The sequence below is a fragment of the Actinomyces respiraculi genome (assembly GCF_014595995.2).
GTDB classification, from domain to species: domain Bacteria; phylum Actinomycetota; class Actinomycetes; order Actinomycetales; family Actinomycetaceae; genus Actinomyces; species Actinomyces respiraculi.
This window is the reverse complement of record NZ_CP063989.1, coordinates 630,945-648,757: the sequence shown is the minus strand read 5'-3', so window position 1 is coordinate 648,757 and position 17,813 is coordinate 630,945. Positions and strand designations below refer to the sequence as shown.

The following is a 17,813-nucleotide window of genomic DNA, read 5'->3' as shown; positions in this document are numbered from 1 at the left end:
GTTCCCTCCCGCACCGGCCGGCCGGGCCCCTGGTTATCCTCAAGACATGCCCACCCTGAGCCGCCTCCCGGTCGTGGACCTGCCCACGCCCGCGCCTCGCGGTGCGCGGTGCGGGCCGGTGGTCGAGTCCCCCGTGGCCCCGGCCTCCGGTCCCGTCACCCGGCTCGTGGACCGCTACGGGCGCACGGCGCGCGACCTGCGCCTGTCCGTCACGGACCGCTGCAACCTGCGCTGCACCTACTGCATGCCGGCCCAGGGCATGGACTGGCTGGCGACGCCGGAGCTGCTCACGGTGGCCGAGATCGCCCGCCTGGCCCGCCTGGCGGTGGAGCGCCTGGGCATCGAGAGGATCCGGATCACCGGCGGTGAGCCGCTGCTGCGCCGCGACCTCGAGGAGGTCGTGGCGGCCGTCGCAGGCCTGCGCACCCGCTCGGGCGGCGCGGTGGACGTGGGGCTGACGACCAACGGGCTGGGCCTGGACAAGCGGGCGGCGAGCCTGCGGGCGGCGGGCCTGGGCCGGGTCAACGTCTCGCTCGACAGCCTCGAGCCGGCCGAGTACACGGCGATCACGCGCCGCGACCGCCTCGAGGACGTGCTACGGGGGATCGTCGCCGCCCAGGAGGCGGGGCTGAGCCCGGTCAAGATCAACGCCGTCGCAGTCGCGGGGGCACTGGAGGAGCGGGCGCCGCGGCTACTGGCGGAGTCCCTGCGCCGGGGCTGGCAGCTGCGCTTCATCGAGCACATGCCGCTGGGGCCGCACGAGACGTGGCGACCGCAGGAGGTCGTCGGGCGCGACGAGGTGCTGCGGGTCCTGGCCGAGGCGGGCTTCCGGCTGACAGAGATCGGGCGTGCCAACCGTCGTCCGGCGACCTTGTGGAGGGTGTCCGCCGGCCGGGGCGCGCACGGGAGCCACCCGGAGGGTGTCGTCGGGGTGATCTCCTCGGTGACCGTCCCCTTCTGCTCGGACTGCGACCGCACGCGGGTGACGGCGGACGGCCGTCTCATGACCTGCTTGTTCTCCTCCCGGGAGACAGACCTCAGGGGGCCGATGCGCTCGGGGGCCTCAGATGAGGAGATCATCGAGCTGTGGGCCGCGGCGACGTGGGGCAAGCCCCTGGCGCACGGCTCGGATGAGCCGTGGGACGCCCCGGACGGCTTCGAGCGCCCCGCGCGCACGATGTCCGCTATCGGCGGCTGAGACGCGCGCGATTGCTACCGTGAACCCGCCGCAACCAGAGGAGCACACATGAGCCCGACCCCACCGATCTCGATCGAGGTGCACTACTTCGCCGCGGCGGCCGAGGCCGCCGGCCGCCCCCAGGAGCGCCTTGAGGTGGCGTCGGGGACGACGCTTGCGGGGCTGCGCGAGGCGCTGGCCGGACGTGGCCTGGAGATGGCGACGGTGGTGGGCGTGTCGACCTTCCTCGTCAACTCCCTGTCCACGCCGTCGGACTCGCTCACACCTCTTGAGGAGGGCGACCGGGTTGATGTCCTGCCGCCCTTTGCGGGCGGCTGAGCCCGCGGCAACACAGCGGGCGGCTGAGCCCGCGGCAACACAGCGGGCGGCTGAGCCCGCAGCAACACAGCGGGCGGCTGAGCCCGCAGCAACACAGCGGGCGGCTGAGCCCGCGGCAACACAGCGGGCGGCTGAGCCCGCGGCAACACAGCGGGCGGCTGAGCCCGCGGCAACACAGCGGGCGGCTGAGCCCGCGGGTCAGCGAGCTCAGGCGAGGTTGGACCACGTCCGGGTGCCGTCGGTGAAGGCCTGGTGCTTCCACACGGGCAGGCGCGTCTTGACCTCCTCGACGAGGTCGCGCACAGCCTCGAAGGCGGGGGCGCGGTGATCGGCGCTGACGGCGACGGCGAGAGCCGTCTGCCCGATCGTCAGGTTGCCGACGCGGTGGACGAGGGCGACGGCGCGCAGGCCCGGTCGTGCGGCGATCTCGGCGGCGATCTGGGCGATGACGGCGTCGGCGCTCGGGTGCGCCTCGTACGTCAGAGCGGTCACGGCCCGCCCGCCGTCGTGGTCGCGGACCACGCCGTCGAAGGTGACGACGGCGCCGGCAGCGCGGTGCTCGACGGCCTTGGCGAGCTCGGCCGCGCTGATCGCGTCGGTGGTGACCTCAGCGCGGACGACGACGGCGCTGGTGCGGGGCTGCGTCATGCTTCTCCTCGTCAAGGGGCGGCGGTCCCGGGCGCGGGACCGGGCCCACGCCCCCGACCGTACACGGAGGGTCGCTCACCTCCCACAGTGCCCCGCTGTCAGCCGGCACCCCGGGGCATGATGTCCTCAAGGCGCCCCACCGCGACGGAAGGACCCGAGATGGCTCACGCCCCGCAGATGCTCTCCCCCGAGGAGTACCTCGACGCACTGCTGAGCACGCTCGCGCCGCTGCCGGCCGGGCAGGTCCCGCTGGCCGACGCCCACGGGCTCGTCCTCGCCCAGGACCTCCGTGCCCGCCTGCCGGTGCCTGCGTGGACGAACTCCGCGATGGACGGCTACGCCGTACGCGCCGCGCAGACCGTCGGCGCTGACCGCGCCCCTGTGCGCCTGCCGGTCTCGGGCGACGTGCCCGCGGGCGCAGCGCCCGGCCCGCTCGCACCGGGCACCGCGATGCGCATCATGACCGGCGCCATGCTGCCCGAGGGAGCCGACGCCGTCGTCCGGGTGGAGGACACGGACCAGGAGCCCGGCCAGGCGCCGCTGCCGCGGGAGGTCGAGGTCCGCGCCCGGGCCCGCGCCGGCCTCAACGTGCGCCGCGCGGGCGAGGACGTCGCCGTCGGAGACCCGGTGGCGCGGGCGGGCACGGTGCTGTCGGCGGCGGTCCTGTCCTCCCTGGCCTCGGTGGGCCTGTCCGACGTGCGGGCCCACCCGCGCCCACGCGTCGCCGTCGTCTCCACCGGTACGGAGCTGGTCGATGCCGGCACCCCCCTGGCGCCGGGCTCGGTCCCCGACTCCAACGGGCTGCTGCTCCAGGGCCTGCTCGCCGAGCACGGGGCCCTGACGGTGGCGGTCCCGCGCGTCGGCGACACCGCCGCGGACCTCGCCCAGGTGCTGGGCGAGGCGGCGAAGGCCGCGGACCTCGTGGTCACCTCCGGCGGTGTGTCCGCGGGCGCCTTCGACCCGTTCACCATGCTGGCCGCCTCCCACGAGCACTCGAGTGGCACGCACGTGTCCTTCGCGAGGGTCGCGATGCAGCCGGGCAAGCCGCAGGGGCACGGCACGGTGCTCGCGCAGGACGGCCGGCAGGTGCCCGTCATCATGCTTCCGGGCAACCCGGTGAGCGTGCTGGTGTCCTTCACGGTCTTCGTCGCCCCCGCGCTGGCGGTCCTGTCCGGCCACGGCCGCCGGGAGGTGACCGCCTCGATGGTGCCGGTTGCTGCGCGCGCGGCGGTGGGCTGGAGGGCGGCGGGCGAGCGCCGTCAGTACCTGCCGGTGCGCCTGGTGGCCCCACCGGACGGTGAGGGCCGGGACCTGCCGGACGCGCCCCCGTGGGTGGCGCCGGTGCACCGCCTGGGCTCCGGCTCCCACCTGGTCGCCTCGCTCGGGGCCGCGCAGGCCCTCGCCGTCGTCGAGGCCCACACGCCCGCCGTCGAGCCGGGCCAGGAGGTCGGCCTCATCCTCCTGACGCACCCCGCCTCACCCCTGCCCACGTACCCGACCCGCGAACGGAGAGACCCGTGACTGACCCCTCTCAGATCCGCCTGACCCACCTGAATGAGGCCGGCGCCGCCTACATGGTGGACGTCACCGCCAAGCAGCCGACCGTGCGCACCGCGAGCGCGAGCGCCTTCGTCCAGTGCTCTCCACTGGTGGTTGCCGCCCTGCGCGAGGGCAGCGTCCCCAAGGGCGATGTGCTGGCCGTGGCGCGGGTGGCGGGCATCGCAGCGGCGAAGAGGGTACCGGACCTGCTGCCACTGGCGCACGTCATCGGCGTGCACGGGTGCAGCGTCGACCTCGCCATCGAGGACGGGGGCGTGCGCATCGAGACGACGGTGCGCACGGCGGAGCGCACGGGGGTGGAGATGGAGGCGCTGACGGCCGCGACGGTGGCGGGCCTGGCGGTGGTGGACATGATCAAGGGCGTGGATCGCTCGGTGTGCCTGCGCGAGGCGCGGGTGACGGCGAAGTCGGGGGGCCGCTCGGGTGACTGGGTCCGTCCGGCCGACGGCGAGGGCTGAGTCCGTGCACCGGGCAGGTTGCCCCGACCCGGCCGCGGCGGTCCCATCGGCCGCTGGGGCGGGGGGTCTCGACGTCGTTGTGCTCGCGGGTGGGACGGGCGCGCGTCTGGGTGGGGCCTCCAAGCCCGACGTCGTGGCGCGCGGGGCCCGTCTCATCGACCACGTGCTCAGGGGCTTGGACAGCCTGCGCGGCTCGCTCGCGCTGGGCGAGGTCGTCGTCGTGGCGCCTGAGGACGTGGCCCTGCCCGCCGGTGTGCGCCGGGCGCTGGAGGACCCGCCGCTCGGCGGGCCGGTGGCGGGGGCGGGGGCGGGCCTGCTCGCCCTGGGTGCCGGGGGGCGCACGTCGGTCCCGACGACGGCCCTGCTCGCCTGTGACGCGCCCGAGGCGTGGCGCGCCCTGCCGGGGCTCGTCGCCCGTCTGACCGCCTCACCGGGGGCGTCAGGGGCGGTGAGCACGGACGGCGCTCACCGCCAGTACCTCGTGGGCGTCTACCGCACGGGTCCTCTCCGTGAGGCCGTTGCACCCGGCGGGGCGCCGCTGCGCGACGTGGCTCTCAGGCGTGTACTCGGGGTGCTCGCGCCCCTCGAGGTGGACCTGGGGGCGCTGCGGGGCGCGGGGCGGGACCTGGACACGTGGGAGGAGATCGCCGCCTGGGAGCGGGACGGCTGAGGGCGCGCTCAGTGGTCACCGCCGCCGAGCTGCTCGAGGACGTGGGGCACGAGCGGGCCGATGACGGCGACGGTGTCCGTGACCCCGCCGCGCGAGCCGGGGGCGTTGACGACGAGGGCGCCGTCGGCCTGGCGGCTGGTGACGCCGACGAGGCCGCGTGAGAGCCCGGCCAGCGGGGTCTTGGTCAGGCCGTGGGCACGGATCTGGGCCTCCAGGCCCTCAAGGCGGGTGACGAGCAACGGGGCGGTGGCCTCGGGGGTCAGGTCGTAGGGGGTGACGCCGGTGCCGCCTGCGGTCAGGACGACACGGGCGCCGTCGGACACGGCGGCGCGGATGGCGGAGCGGACGGCCTCGACATCGTCGGGGACGATGACGACCGTGTCGACGACGACGCCGTGCTCGCCGAGCAGGCGCTGGGCGAGCGGGCCGGAGGAGTCCTCCCGCTCGCCGCTGGCGCAGCGGTCGGAGACGGTGATGACGGCGCCGCGGACGGGCTCTTCGAGGGGCATGAGGGCCTTGTGGACGACGGCGTCGGCGTCGGGCTGGGCGGCCGACCGGGAGGCGGGCTGTGAGGACGTGCGCATGGTCGCACCGTAGACGGCCAGGCTCGCGCACCCCGCCGTCAGCCGTCCCACCGTGTGTGCGACGTCACTTATTAGAGCATGAGCCTATGACTTAATGCGGTGCCGTCCGTGACAAATCAGTGTCCCGGAACCCGCACGGTTCCGGGACAGAAGTCCACCCATTCCACCCCAGCAGCACCTCGCTCATCATGACAGGAAGCCATCTCCCCTCCTGCCCCCGGCGCCCGGCACCGTGCGCAGCGTCAGAGCCACGTCAGACACACGTCCCCATGAGCAGTCAGACAGGAGTTCCCATGAGCAGCACCGACGAGCAGACCCTCCCCGCCCTCGACACCTCAGGCGCAGTCCTTCGCGGCTGGAGCCCCGAGGACCCCGAGCGCTGGAGCTCGCGGATCGCGTGGATGACGCTGGCCATCACGACCTTCTCGCTCATGCTCGGCTTCACCGTCTGGTTCCTGCCCAGCGCCATCGCGCCGCGCCTGAACGAGGTGGGCTTCGACCTGAGCAAGAACGAGATCTACTGGATCACCTCGATGCCGGGACTGTCCTGCGCTGCCCTCAGGCTCATCTACATGTTCCTGCCCGCCACCATCGGCTCGCGCAAGATGATCGGCTGGTCCTCCCTCCTCTTCGTCCTGCCGATGCTCGGCTGGTTCTTCGCCGTGCAGAACCCCGGCACCCCCTTTGGCACTCTCCTGGCCCTCGCCTTCACCTGCGGCATCGGCGCCGCCACCTTCTCGGGATACATGCCGTCCACCGGCTTCTACTTCCCCAAGCGCCTGCAGGGCACGGCCCTGGGCCTGCAGGGCGGCCTGGGCAACATGGGCATGAGCGTCATCCAGCTCGCCGCCCCCGTCCTGCTGAGCACCTCCCTGCTGGGCCTGACCTGGGTCACCCCCTTCGAGGAGGGCGCTCCGATGGTCGTCAACGCCACCGTCTTCTTCCTGCCCTGGTCCCTCATCGCGGCCTTCCTGGCCTTCCGTTACATCAAGGACGTGCCGGTCAAGGCCAACGTCAAGCAACAGCTCGACATCTTCGGCAACGTCGACACCTGGCTCATGACCGTCCTCTACATCATGACCTTCGGCATCTTCTCCGGATTCGCCGCACAGACCGCCAACATCATCAACAACACCTACGGCACCTCCTCCACCCTCGCCGAGACCTTCGCCGTCGACGCGCTGCCCAAGGGCGCCTCCTACGCCTTCATCGGCACCCTCATCGGCTCCTTCCTCCGCTTCGCCTGGGGCCCCCTGTGCGACCGCTTCGGCGGCGCCATCTGGACCTTCGTCTCCGCCATCGGCATGGCCGTCTCCATGGCCTTCTGCGGCTTCCAGGCCGCCATCGCGGACTCGCCCAGCGACTTCCCCGTCTTCATGGTCGGCCTGCTCACCATGTTCTTCTTCGCCGGGGTCGGCAACGCCGCCACCTTCAAACAGATGCCGATGATCATGCCCAAGCGGCAGGCGGGCGGGGCAATCGGCTTCACCGCCGCCGTCGCCTCGCTGGGACCCTTCCTCGTTGGCATCGCGCTGACCGTCATCGAGACCCCCGTCTTCTTCTACGGCTGCGCGGCCTTCTGCCTCCTGTGCGCCGTCATCTGCTGGGTCCGCTACGCCCAGCCCAACGCCAAGCGACCGGGCTGAGCCCAGCCGGCCCACCACCCCCGCACGCACGCCAAGGAACCAAGATGACCGCTCCCACCGACAACGTCGTCCCCAGCTCCGGAGCCCCCGTCGAGTCCGTGCCCGGCCTGCTCACGATGGGCTCCTACCTGCGCCGCGGCACGCCCTCCGCCGACGCCCGCCGCCTGTTCCTCGAGGGCGGGCGCGAGGCGGACACCTTCTACCGCCACCGTTGGAGCCACGACAAGATGGTCCACTCCACCCACGGGGTGAACTGCACGGGCTCGTGCGCCTGGGAGGTCTACGTCACCGACGGCGTCATCACCTGGGAGAAGCAGATCACCGACTACCCGACCACCGGGCCGGACATGCCCGAGTACGAGCCCCGCGGCTGCCCCCGCGGCGCCGCCTTCTCCTGGTACACCTACTCCCCCACACGCATCCGCTACCCCTACGTGCGCTCCGTCCTGCTCGACGCCTTCCGCACCGCCAGGAAGCGGCACGACGGCGACGCCGTCGCCGCCTGGGCCGAGGTCACCGGGGACCCCGAGACCTCCCGCACCTACAAGTCCGCCCGCGGCAAGGGCGGCATGGTCCGGGTCGGCTGGGACGAGGCCATGGACATCATCGCCGCCGCCTACGTCCACACGATCCGCACCTGGGGCCCGGACCGCTGCGCCGGCTTCTCCGTCATCCCCGCCATGTCGATGGTCTCCTACGGGGCGGGTGCCCGCTTCCACGAGCTCATCGGCGGTACCATGCTCTCCTTCTACGACTGGTACGCGGACCTTCCGCCCGCCTCGCCGCAGGTCTTCGGCGACCAGACGGACGTGCCCGAGGCCGGCGACTGGTACAACGCCCAGTACCTCATCATGTGGGGCTCGAACCTGCCCCTGACCCGCACCCCCGACGCCCACTTCATGACCGAGGCCCGCTACCACGGGCAGAAGGTCGTCGGCGTGTCCCCCGACTACGCCGAGAACACGAAGTTCGTCGACCAGTGGCTGCGCGTGGCCCCCGGCACCGACGGCGCACTGGCCATGGCCATGGGCCACGTCATCCTCAGCGAGTTCCACGTCGGGCGGCGCGAGCCCTTCTTCCTGGACTACATGCGCCGCCACACCGACTCACCCTTCCTCATCGAGCTCGTCGACTCCCCCGACGCCACCGGCACCGTCCCCGGCCGCTTCATCACCGCCGACGAGGTCGACGGCGTCGCCCAGGACATGCCCCGCAACAGCTTCCGTCCCCTCGTGTGGGACCGCGAGCGCGGCCCCCAGGACCCCGGGGGCACCCTCGCCGACCGCTTCACCCCCGAGGGCATGGGCCGGTGGAACCTGCTCATGGAGGGCCTGGACCCGGTCATGAGCATCGAGGAGCTGCGCGGCACCGGCCACACGGTCGAGAACGTCGAGATCCTGCTGCCCCGCTTCGATGTGCCCGGATCCCAGACGCCCACCGGCACCGTGGGCGGCGGCGTCATGCGCCGGGGCGTGCCCGCCACCCGCCTGAGCGACGGCCGCCTCGTGACCACCGTCTACGACCTGTTGCTCGCCAACTACGCCGTCAAGCGCCCCGGCCTGCCCGGCGAGTGGCCCGAGGGCTACCACGACGCGACCGTGCCGGGCACCCCGGCCTGGGCCAGCGAGCTCACCGGCGTGGCTGGGCCCGCGGCCATCCGCGTGGCCCGCGAGTTCGCCCAGAACGCCATCGAGTCCGGCGGCCGCTCCCAGGTGCTCATGGGCGCGGGCATCAACCACTACTACCACGCCGACGAGATCTACCGGACGATCCTGGCACTGACCTCCATGTGCGCCACCCAGGGCGTCAACGGCGGCGGCTGGGCGCACTACGTCGGCCAGGAGAAGGTCCGCCCCGTCTCCGGCTGGCAGCAGTGGGCCTTCGCCCTCGACTGGCACCGGCCCGCCCGACAGATGATCTCCACCGGCTTCTGGTACCTCACCACCGACCAGTGGCGCTATGACGACACCCCGGCGGATCGGCTCGCCTCCCCGCTCGGCGCGGGCACCCTGGCCGGCAAGACCGTCTCGGACACGATGGTCGAGGCGATGAAGCGCGGCTGGACGCCGTCGTACCCCACCTTCAACCGCAACCCCCTGCTGCTGGGCCAGCAGGCCCGCGAGGCCGGCATGGACCCCAAGGAGTACGTCGTCGACCAGCTGCGCGCAGGCGAGCTGCGCTTCGCCTGTGAGGACCCGGACGCCGAGGAGAACTTCCCGCGCATCCTCGCCTCCTGGCGCACGAACCTGCTCGGCTCCTCCGCCAAGGGCACCGAGTTCTTCCTGCGCCACATGGTGGGGGCCGACAACGACGTCAACGCCACCGAGACGCCCGAGGGCCGCCGCCCAGTCTCGATGACGTGGCGCGACGAGGCCCCTCAGGGCAAGCTCGACCTCATGTGGACCGCGGACTTCCGCAACACCTCCACCACCCTGCACTCCGACGTCGTGCTGCCCGCGGCGACCTGGTACGAGAAGTACGACCTGTCGACCACGGACATGCACCCCTTCATCCACTCCTTCAACATGGCGATCAACCCGCCGTGGGAGGCGCGCAGCGACTTCGACATCTACCAACAGCTGGCCCGGATGGTCTCCGAGTGGGCCCCGACGTACCTGGGCACCCAGACAGATGTCGTGGCCGCCCCTCTCAACCACGACACCCCCGACGCCCTGACGATGGCGCACGGCGATGTGTCCGCCATGCCCAATGACTGGGTCCCGGGCGTGACGATGCCCAAGCTCATCCCCATCGAGCGCGACTACACGCAGGTCCTCAACAAGTTCAACGCGCTGGGCCCGCTGGTGGAGAAGCTCGGCCTGCCCACCAAGGGCATCGCCCTGACACCGGACAAGGAGATGGGCCGCCTGGCGTCCGCCCACGGCACCGGCTGCGGCGCCGCCGAGGGCCGCCCGCTGGTGGACACGCCCATCCGCGCCGGCGACGGCGTCATGCACATGTCCGGCGCGACCAACGGGCGCGTGGCCACCGAGGGTTGGCGGACGCTGTCCAAGCGCACCGGCACCGAGATGGTCGAGCTGAGCGAGGAGGAGGCCGGCAGGCTCGTGACCTTCGCCGACACGCAGGTCAAGCCGCAGCCGGTCATCACGACGCCGGAGTGGTCCGGCTCGGAGCACGGCGGGCGCCGCTACAGCGCCTTCGTCGTTAACGTCGAGCACGCCAAGCCCTGGCACACCCTGACCGGCCGCATGCACTACTACCTCGACCACGACTGGCTGCGGGACATGGGCGAGAGCCTGCCGCAGTTCCGCCCACCGCTGGACTTCGCCAGCCTGTACGGGGAGGCCGCCCCCGGCGCCGTCTCCACGACGCAGGCGGGCGAGCTGCAGGTCGCGGTGCGCTACCTCACCGTCCACAACAAGTGGGCGATCCACTCCCAGTACTACGACAACCTGCACATGCTCACCCTGGGGCGCGGCGGCCAGACCGTGTGGATGAGCCCGGCCGACGCCGTCAAGATCGGCGTGCGGGACAACGAGTGGATCGAGGCCACCAACCGCAACGGCATCGTGGCGGCGCGCGCCATCGTCTCCCACCGCATCCCCGAGGGCACGGTCTTCATGCACCACGCCCAGGAGCGCACGATGAACACCCCCCTGACCGAGGGCTCGGGACGCCGCGGAGGCACCCACAACTCCATGACCCGCATCGTGCTCAAGCCGAGCCACTTCGCCGGCGGCTACGCCCAGCTGGCCTACGCCTTCAACTACATCGGCCCCACCGGCAACAACCGCGACGAGGTCACTGTCATCCGTCGTCGTACCAACCAGGAGGTGACCTTCTGATGAAGGTGATGGCCCAGATTGCGATGGTGATGAACCTCGACAAGTGCATCGGCTGCCACACGTGCTCCGTCACGTGCAAGCAGGCGTGGACGAACCGCGAGGGCACCGAGTACATGTGGTTCAACAACGTCGAGACCCGTCCCGGCGTCGGTTACCCCAGGGGCTGGGAGGACCAGGAGCGCTGGCGGGGCGGCTGGACGCGCAGCGCCAGCGGACGCCTCGTGCCCCGCTCGGGCGGGCGCCTGCGCCGTCTGGCCCAGATCTTCTCCAACCCGGACATGCCCACGGTTGAGGACTACTACGAGCCCTGGACCTACGAGTACGACAAGCTCCTGTCCGCCCCGAAGGACTCTCCCGCCCTGCCCGTGGCCCGCGCCCGCAGCCAGTTGACGGGCGAGTACATGCCCACCATCCAGTGGGGCCCGAACTGGGACGATGACCTGGGCGGTTCCACCGAGACCCTGCAGGACGACCCGGTCCTGAGGACCATGGGACGCAGGGTCGAGACGAGCATCGACCAGACCTTCATGTTCTACCTGCCGCGCATCTGCGAGCACTGCCTCAACCCCACCTGCGTGTCCGCCTGCCCCTCGGGCGCGATGTACAAGCGCACCGAGGACGGCATCGTGCTCGTCGACCAGGACGCCTGCCGCGGCTGGCGCATGTGCGTGAGCGCCTGCCCCTACAAGAAGGTCTACTTCAACCACGCCACCGGCAAGGCGGAGAAGTGCACCCTGTGCTACCCGCGCCTGGAGGCGGGCCTGCCGACCGTGTGCTCCGAGACCTGCGTCGGGCGCCTGCGCTACCTGGGTGTCCTGCTCTACGACGCCGACCGCGTCTCCCAGGCCGCCGCCGTACCGGACCCGCAGGACCTGTATGCGGCCCAGCGCGAGATCCTCCTCGACCCGCGCGACCCGCAGGTCATTGCCGCCGCCCGCGCTGAGGGCGTGCCCGAGTCCTGGATCACGGCCGCCCAGGACTCGCCCGTGTGGGACCTCATCTCCACCTACGAGGTGGCCCTGCCCCTGCACCCCGAGTACCGCACGATGCCGATGGTCTGGTACATCCCGCCGCTGTCGCCCGTGGTCGACGAGGTCGCGGCCGCCGGCCTGGACGGGGAGGACCATCGGGTCCTGCTCACGGCCGTGTCCGAGATGCGCATCCCCTTGGAGTACTTGGCCGCCCTGCTGACCGCGGGTGACACGAATCCGGTCGAGAGGGTCCTGCGCCGCCTGGCCGCGATGCGCTCGCACATGCGCGAGGTGCGCCTGGGGCGCACGCCCGATGAGCGGATCGCCGGTGCCGTCGGCATGAACGGCGCGCAGGTGGAGGCCATGTACCGTCTGCTGGCCATCGCCAAGTACGACGACCGCTACGTCGTGCCGACGGCCGCCCCGGAGGTGCCGCGCGGCATGACCGCGATGGGTGAGGACGTGCGCACGCTCCTGGGGGCGGGCGCACCCGAGGCCTGCGGCGGCGCCGTCGAGCAGGGCGGGCGGGTGAGCCTGCCACTGCCGCGGGTGCGGCGTGAGAGCGTCCCAGCGGTCGGTCCCGCCGGACGCTGAGCCGACGGCGAGACACGGGTGCCCGAGATGACCACCTTCGTCAGAGCCCCCCAGGTGGCGGCGCTGGAGCCCGTCACCCCCGTGGCGGTCACCGCCCGGCAGCGGGCGACCACCCACATGGTCGCCTCCCTCCTGCTGGACTACCCCGCCGAGGACACCTTCGCCTCCCGCCTGGAGGCATGCGCCCAGGCGCTGGCCACCGAGGATGCCTCGCTTCCACCCGAGCCTGTGGCGGCGGCCCTCGGCGACTTCATCGCCACCGCCCGCGCGCGCGGGCAGCGGGCCATGGCCGAGCACTACGTGGCGACCTTCGACCAGCGTCGACGCTGCTGCCTGTACCTGACGTACTACGCGGTCGGGGACACGCGCCACCGGGGCGCCGCCATCCTGGCCTTCAAGCAGGCGCTGGCCGCCGCCGGCTACGAGATGGTCGGGGACGAGCTGCCCGACTACCTGCCGGTGGTCCTCGAGCTCAGCGCCCGCAGCGGCGACGAGGTGGCCGAGGCCCTGCTGTCCTCGCACCGTGAGGGCATCGAGGTCCTGCGAGCGGCGCTCGCGGACGCCTCCAGCCCCTACAGGCGCCTCGTCGAGGCGGTGTCGATGACCTTGCCGCAGATCGACGAGGCGACGGCGGGGCGCATCCGAGCGCTGGTGTCCGCCGGCCCGCCCACGGAGACCGTCGGTGTCACCCAGACCCTTCCCTTCCCCTCCACCCCCGTCACGCGAGTCCCGGGCATGCCCGCCTGGGGCCCGAGTCAGGAGAGCCGCCCATGAGCACCTTCGAGTCCGCGGTCGTGTGGACCGCTCTGCCCTACGCCTGCTTCCTGCTGCTCGTCATCGGGCTCGTGTGGCGCTACCGCACGGACCAGTTCGGGTGGACGAGCCGGTCCTCGCAGTGGAACGAGAGGGCGATCCTGAGGTGGGCCTCGCCCCTGTTCCACTTCGGGATCCTCTTCGTCGCCATGGGCCACTTCATGGGGCTGGTCCTGCCCAAGTCGTGGACGCAGGCGCTGGGCGTGTCCGAGCACGTGTACCATCTCGTGGCCGTCATCCCGGGGACCATCGCGGGCGTCATGACGGTGGTGGGCCTGGCGGGGCTGCTCTACCGCCGGATCGTGATCAAGTCGGTCCGTCTGGCCACGACGAGGAACGACAAGGTCATGTACGTGCTGCTGCTCGTGCCGGTCCTGCTGGGCTTCGCCGCAACGGTGACGACCCAGCTCCTGGGTGGTGCGGAGGGCTATGACTACCGCGAGACGATCAGCCCGTGGTTCCGCTCGATCTTCCTGCTCAACCCGCAGGCGCACCTCATGGCTGAGGTACCGGTGGTCTTCAAGCTGCACATCGTGGCGGGGCTGCTGCTCTTCGCCATCTGGCCCTTCACCCGTCTCGTGCACGCCGTCAGTGCCCCGGTGGGCTACACGACACGCCCCTACGTCGTCTACCGCTCACGCACGGGCGCGACCTCGACCGTGGCACCGCGTCGCGGCTGGCAGCCGGTGAGCACGCAGGGCACGGGCAACTCCGGCGCGGACGACCTCACCCCCTCGCACGGGGCCTGAGCCGGGGCCCGCGCCAGGAGTGACCGCCATGCGCCGCGCCGCTGTCATCACACTCGCCCTCGTCTCCTGCCTCGTGCTCGCCGCCTGCGGCTCCAGGGCGTCCGACACCCCGGCCACCCCGGCCACCACAGCCGCCGGGTCCTCCGGCACTGTGGGCACCGTCTCCGGTGAGATCACCGTCTTCGCCGCCGCCTCCCTCCAGAAGGCCTACGAGGAGCTGGTGCAGGCCTTCACCCGCGCCCACCCCGGCACCTCCGTGTCCTTCGACTTCCAGGGCTCGCAGGACCTTGTCGCGGCGCTCGCCGAGGGCGCATCAGCCGACGTCCTGGCCACCGCGAGCACCTCCACCATGCAGGACGCCGTCGACCAGGACCTGGTCGGGGAGCATACGGAGTTCGCCACCAACGTCCTGACCCTCATCGTGCCCGCAGGTAATCCGGCCGGCATCACGGGCCTGGACGCCTCCCTGGAGGGTGCGGACCTCGTCACCTGCGCCCTCGCCGTCCCCTGCGGCGAGGCGACGGCGAGGCTCACCGCCGAGCTGGGGATCACCCTCAACCCGGTCTCGGAGGAGCAGAAGGTGAGTGACGTGCGCGGCAAGGTCGAGTCCGGTCAGGCCGACGCGGGCATCGTCTACACCACCGACGCGGCCGCCGCGGGCGCGGCCGTCGAGTCGATCGCACTGCCCGCCAACTCCGTCATCAACCACTACCCCGTTGCGGTCACCTCCCAGGCGGCGAACGCGACGGCCGCCCAAGCCTTCGTCGACTTCGTCCTGTCTGAGGCCGGCCAGGAGATCCTCGCCTCCTACGGCTTCGGGGCCCCGGCGGCCCCGTGAGCGCCCGCCATCCCCGGGCCGCCCGCAGCCCGCTGCCCGCCCCGGTCCTCCTGCTGGGGATCCTGGGTGCGGCGGCACTGACGCTGCCCTTCGTCGGCCTAGGCACGCGGGTGGCGTGGGCGGACGTGCCAATGCTGCTCGCCTCCGGCCCGGCGAGGGCGGCCCTGGGCCTGTCCCTGCGCACCTGCGTCATCGCGACGGCCGTGTCCGTGCTGCTCGGGGTCCCCCTGGCCCTGCTGCTGGCCCGACAGTGGCCGGGGGTCAGGGTGGCGCGCGTCCTGGCAGTGTTGCCGATGACGATGCCTCCGGTCGTCGCGGGCATCGCCCTGCTGTCGACCCTCGGCAAGCGCGGCCTGCTCGGCCCGGCACTGGAGGCGGCCGGGGTGCAGGTCTCCTTCACGACGACGGCGGTCGTCATCGCCCAGGTCTTCGTGTCGATGCCCTACCTCGTGGTGACGCTCGAGGCGGCACTGCGCAGCCGGGACGGGCAGGCGGAGACGGTGGCGCGCACGCTCGGGGCGGGCCCGTGGACGGTCCTGGGACGGGTCACGCTGCCCCTCGTGGCCCCGGCTCTGGCCCGGGGCACGGCCCTGGCGCTGGGCCGTAGCCTGGGCGAGTTCGGGGCGACCATCGCCTTCGCGGGCTCGAAGGAGGGGGTGACGCGCACGATGCCGCTGGCGATCTACCTGGAGCGGGAGAACGACACGGCAACTTCGCTGGCGCTGGCGGTGGTGCTCATCGCCCTGTCCCTCGTCGTCGTCGCCGCCACAAGCATCCCCTGGCACTCCCTCCCCCTCCCCCGCGAGAACTGGTGTTATCCCCCGCGAGAACTGGTGTTATCCCCCACGAGAACTGGTGTTATTCCCCACGAGAACTGGTGTTATCCCCCACGAGGTCAGGACGCGGCCGGTCGCAGCATCCACCTGTCCTTCACCTGCGCCGAGCGCGGCGTCGGCCTGCGCCTCGACGTCGAGGCGGGTCGCGCCGTTGCCCTCGTCGGCCCCAACGGCTCGGGCAAGTCGACGGCCTGCGCCGTGCTCGCCGGGCTGCTCGACGCCGAGGGAGGGAGCGTGAGCGTGGGGGGACGGCTGCTCGACGGCGGTGCCCCCGGCAGTGTCTTCGTCCCGGCCGGGCGGCGCGGGGTCGCCCTGCTGTCCCAGGCGCCGGGGGTCTTCGGCCACATGAGCGTCCTTGACAACGTTGCCTTCGGGCCGCGCTGCCGGGGGCTCGCACGCGCGGCGGCCCGCGAGCGCGCCCTGGACGAGCTGGTCGCCGTCGGTGCGGCGCACCTGGCGCACCGGCCCGGCTCGCAGCTCTCCGGTGGGCAGGCCGCCCGTGTCGCGCTGGCGCGGGCCCTGGCCACGGACCCGGCGGTCCTCGTCCTCGATGAGCCGATGGCGGCCCTGGACGTCACCGCCCGCCAGGACATGCGTCTGCTCGTCGCCCGCCGCGTGGCTGAGGAGGGTCTGACCCTCCTGCTGGTGACGCACGACGTCCTCGACCTCACGGCACTGGCCGACGAGGTCGTCGTCCTCGAGTCCGGCCGCGTCGTGGAGTCTGGGCCCACGGCCCGGGTTCTGGCCGCCCCGTCCTCCTCCTTCACGGCGCACCTGACGGGCACGTCGGTGCTCGCCGGGCGTCTCGCGGGCGACGCCGAGGCCCCGGTCCTGGTCCTGGCGGACGGCACCCGGGTCGCGGGGCGTCCCGGGGAGCCGTGGGAGACGCCCGGCGGGCAGGGTCTGGCCCTCGTGCCGCCCGACGCCGTGGCGCTCTACCCGGTGGACGGTGCCGCTCACGGCTCACCGCGCAACGCCCTGCCCGTCACCGTCACCGCTCTGGAGCGGGCGGGCGCCCTGGTGCAGGTGCGTCTGGCCCTGGGCGACGGGCAGGGGCTGACCGCCGTCGTCACCGCGGGCGCGATCGCGGACCTGGGCCTGGAGCCGGGCGGTGCGGCCACCTGCGTCGTCAAGGCTGTCCAGGTGCGTCTGCTCGCCTCGCGCGGCGCGCTGTCCAGCGAGGCCGCCGTCCCCCGCAAGGAGAAGTCATGACGCGCCGCGTCGGCATCTGGGAGCCGGTCGTCGACGACTCGCGCCGGAAGGCGCTGTCGGCGGCCGAGCGTGAGCGCTACGCGCGCAACATCCTCGTGCCCGAGGTCGGCACGGCCGGCCAGGAGCGGATCCGTGCGGCACGCGTCCTCATCGTGGGCGTCGGCGGGCTGGGCTCCCCCGTCGCCCTGTACCTGGCGGCCGCCGGTGTCGGCACGCTCGGCCTCGTGGACCCCGACGTCGTGGAGACCTCGAACCTCCAGCGCCAGGTCCTGCACAGCACTGAGGCCGCCGGCACTCTCAAGACCGCCTCGGCGCACGCGGCGCTGACCGCCCTCAACCCGGACGTGGCGGTGGTTGCGGTGCCCGAGCGGGTGACGGAGGGCAACGCCCTGGAGGTCCTTGACGGGTGGGACGTCGTCGTCGACGCCACCGACAGCTTCCCCGTCCGCTACCTGCTCGGCGACACCACCGCACGGCTCGGCGTGCCGCTCGTGCACGGGGCGGTCCTTGGCACCTACGGCCAGGTGGGTGTCTTCGACGTCGAGCATGGGCCCTGCTACCGGTGTCTGCGGCCGGTTCCACCGCCTGCCGGATCGGTACCGACCGGCGCAGAGGCCGGTGTCCTTGGGGTCCTGCCCGGGGTTATCGGCTCGGTGCAGGCCGCGGAGGTCCTCAAGCTCGTCGTCGGGGGTGCGCGGCCTCTCATCGGGCGCCTGCTCGTGTTCGACGCCTGGGGGGCACGCGTGGACGAGGTCCGGGTGACGCGCCACCCGGACTGCCCCGTGTGCGGACCGCACGCCACGCCCGGCCGTGGGGACTGACGGGAGGACCCGGCGGGGGCTTACGCGCCGACACGAAACTTCCTACCATGAAGTAGTTACGGCTCTCGGGCGCCGATACGGGAGCCGCTGC

The 17,813-nt window shown here is 72.4% G+C and carries 15 protein-coding genes; 13 read left to right on the top strand and 2 right to left on the bottom strand.

Features of this window, described 5'->3' with window-relative positions:
• Window positions 1–46 precede the first annotated feature (46 nt).
• Both moaA and ID810_RS02665 read left to right on the top strand, forming a co-directional pair.
• On the top strand, window positions 47–1,198 hold the full coding sequence (gene moaA, locus ID810_RS02670; protein WP_166855291.1) for a GTP 3',8-cyclase MoaA: 1,152 nt from the start codon (window positions 47–49) through the stop codon (window positions 1,196–1,198).
• Window positions 1,199–1,246: 48 nt separating this feature from the next.
• Window positions 1,247–1,516: a MoaD/ThiS family protein gene (locus tag ID810_RS02665; protein WP_166855293.1), complete on the top strand. Its 270-nt coding sequence runs from the start codon at window positions 1,247–1,249 to the stop codon at window positions 1,514–1,516.
• Window positions 1,517–1,723: 207 nt separating this feature from the next.
• Here the strand turns inward: ID810_RS02665 and ID810_RS02660 are convergent, their stop codons facing one another.
• Window positions 1,724–2,164, bottom strand: coding sequence for a molybdenum cofactor biosynthesis protein MoaE (locus ID810_RS02660; protein ID WP_166855295.1), 441 nt, complete (start codon window positions 2,162–2,164; stop codon window positions 1,724–1,726).
• Between the two features lie 159 nt (window positions 2,165–2,323).
• Between ID810_RS02660 and ID810_RS02655 the strand changes: the two genes are divergently transcribed.
• The 3 genes from ID810_RS02655 to mobA are packed head-to-tail and all read left to right on the top strand — an operon-like array spanning window position 2,324 to window position 4,852.
• On the top strand, window positions 2,324–3,685 hold the full coding sequence (locus ID810_RS02655; protein ID WP_166855297.1) for a molybdopterin molybdotransferase MoeA: 1,362 nt from the start codon (window positions 2,324–2,326) through the stop codon (window positions 3,683–3,685).
• Window positions 3,682–4,182 carry a cyclic pyranopterin monophosphate synthase MoaC gene (moaC, locus tag ID810_RS02650; RefSeq protein WP_268916232.1) on the top strand — a complete coding sequence of 167 codons (501 nt, stop codon included), beginning with the start codon at window positions 3,682–3,684 and terminating at the stop codon, window positions 4,180–4,182. Before ID810_RS02655 ends, moaC begins: the two co-directional genes overlap by 4 nt.
• 4 nt (window positions 4,183–4,186) lie before the next feature.
• Complete coding sequence (gene mobA, locus ID810_RS02645; RefSeq protein ID WP_166855299.1) at window positions 4,187–4,852, top strand: molybdenum cofactor guanylyltransferase; 666 nt, start codon at window positions 4,187–4,189, stop codon at window positions 4,850–4,852.
• A gap of 8 nt (window positions 4,853–4,860) precedes the next feature.
• On the opposite strand, the gene ID810_RS02640 is transcribed toward mobA, so the two are convergent.
• Window positions 4,861–5,361: a MogA/MoaB family molybdenum cofactor biosynthesis protein gene (locus tag ID810_RS02640; RefSeq protein ID WP_235931729.1), complete on the bottom strand. Its 501-nt coding sequence runs from the start codon at window positions 5,359–5,361 to the stop codon at window positions 4,861–4,863.
• Between the two features lie 368 nt (window positions 5,362–5,729).
• Here ID810_RS02640 and ID810_RS02635 point away from each other — a divergent pair, with 368 nt between their 5' ends.
• From ID810_RS02635 to ID810_RS02600, 8 genes are read left to right on the top strand one after another with little or no spacing between them, the layout of a single operon-like run.
• Window positions 5,730–7,082, top strand: a complete 1,353-nt coding sequence (locus ID810_RS02635; protein WP_166855303.1) for an MFS transporter — start codon at window positions 5,730–5,732, stop codon at window positions 7,080–7,082.
• Between the two features lie 44 nt (window positions 7,083–7,126).
• On the top strand, window positions 7,127–10,888 hold the full coding sequence (locus ID810_RS02630; protein WP_166855305.1) for a nitrate reductase subunit alpha: 3,762 nt from the start codon (window positions 7,127–7,129) through the stop codon (window positions 10,886–10,888).
• Entirely contained in the window at window positions 10,888–12,453 is a 1,566-nt protein-coding gene (narH, locus tag ID810_RS02625) for a nitrate reductase subunit beta (RefSeq protein WP_166855307.1), read from the top strand. Before ID810_RS02630 ends, narH begins: the two co-directional genes overlap by 1 nt.
• A 27-nt stretch (window positions 12,454–12,480) precedes the next feature.
• The gene (gene narJ / locus ID810_RS02620; RefSeq protein ID WP_166855309.1) at window positions 12,481–13,227 is read left to right on the top strand and encodes a nitrate reductase molybdenum cofactor assembly chaperone; all 747 of its coding nucleotides are present in this window, start codon (window positions 12,481–12,483) and stop codon (window positions 13,225–13,227) included.
• The gene (gene narI / locus ID810_RS02615; protein WP_166855311.1) at window positions 13,224–14,015 is read left to right on the top strand and encodes a respiratory nitrate reductase subunit gamma; all 792 of its coding nucleotides are present in this window, start codon (window positions 13,224–13,226) and stop codon (window positions 14,013–14,015) included. Before narJ ends, narI begins: the two co-directional genes overlap by 4 nt.
• A 28-nt stretch (window positions 14,016–14,043) precedes the next feature.
• Entirely contained in the window at window positions 14,044–14,853 is an 810-nt protein-coding gene (gene modA / locus ID810_RS02610) for a molybdate ABC transporter substrate-binding protein (RefSeq protein WP_166855313.1), read from the top strand.
• Complete coding sequence (gene modB / locus ID810_RS02605) at window positions 14,850–16,901, top strand: molybdate ABC transporter permease subunit (RefSeq protein ID WP_166855315.1); 2,052 nt, start codon at window positions 14,850–14,852, stop codon at window positions 16,899–16,901. Before modA ends, modB begins: the two co-directional genes overlap by 4 nt.
• Window positions 16,898–17,722: a HesA/MoeB/ThiF family protein gene (locus ID810_RS02600; protein WP_166855317.1), complete on the top strand. Its 825-nt coding sequence runs from the start codon at window positions 16,898–16,900 to the stop codon at window positions 17,720–17,722. The genes modB and ID810_RS02600 overlap by 4 nt, the downstream gene beginning before the upstream one ends.
• Window positions 17,723–17,813: the final 91 nt, after the last annotated feature.

Coding starts and splice junctions, on each gene's coding strand:
- ID810_RS02635 (WP_166855303.1), top strand. CDS start 5,730: ATGAGCAGCACCGACGAGCAGACCCTCCCCGCCCTCGACACCTCAGGC.
- moaA (WP_166855291.1), top strand. CDS start 47: ATGCCCACCCTGAGCCGCCTCCCGGTCGTGGACCTGCCCACGCCCGCG.
- narH (WP_166855307.1), top strand. CDS start 10,888: ATGAAGGTGATGGCCCAGATTGCGATGGTGATGAACCTCGACAAGTGC.
- modA (WP_166855313.1), top strand. CDS start 14,044: ATGCGCCGCGCCGCTGTCATCACACTCGCCCTCGTCTCCTGCCTCGTG.
- narJ (WP_166855309.1), top strand. CDS start 12,481: ATGACCACCTTCGTCAGAGCCCCCCAGGTGGCGGCGCTGGAGCCCGTC.
- ID810_RS02630 (WP_166855305.1), top strand. CDS start 7,127: ATGACCGCTCCCACCGACAACGTCGTCCCCAGCTCCGGAGCCCCCGTC.
- ID810_RS02665 (WP_166855293.1), top strand. CDS start 1,247: ATGAGCCCGACCCCACCGATCTCGATCGAGGTGCACTACTTCGCCGCG.
- ID810_RS02660 (WP_166855295.1), bottom strand. CDS start 2,164: ATGACGCAGCCCCGCACCAGCGCCGTCGTCGTCCGCGCTGAGGTCACC.
- ID810_RS02600 (WP_166855317.1), top strand. CDS start 16,898: ATGACGCGCCGCGTCGGCATCTGGGAGCCGGTCGTCGACGACTCGCGC.
- ID810_RS02655 (WP_166855297.1), top strand. CDS start 2,324: ATGGCTCACGCCCCGCAGATGCTCTCCCCCGAGGAGTACCTCGACGCA.
- ID810_RS02640 (WP_235931729.1), bottom strand. CDS start 5,361: ATGCCCCTCGAAGAGCCCGTCCGCGGCGCCGTCATCACCGTCTCCGAC.
- narI (WP_166855311.1), top strand. CDS start 13,224: ATGAGCACCTTCGAGTCCGCGGTCGTGTGGACCGCTCTGCCCTACGCC.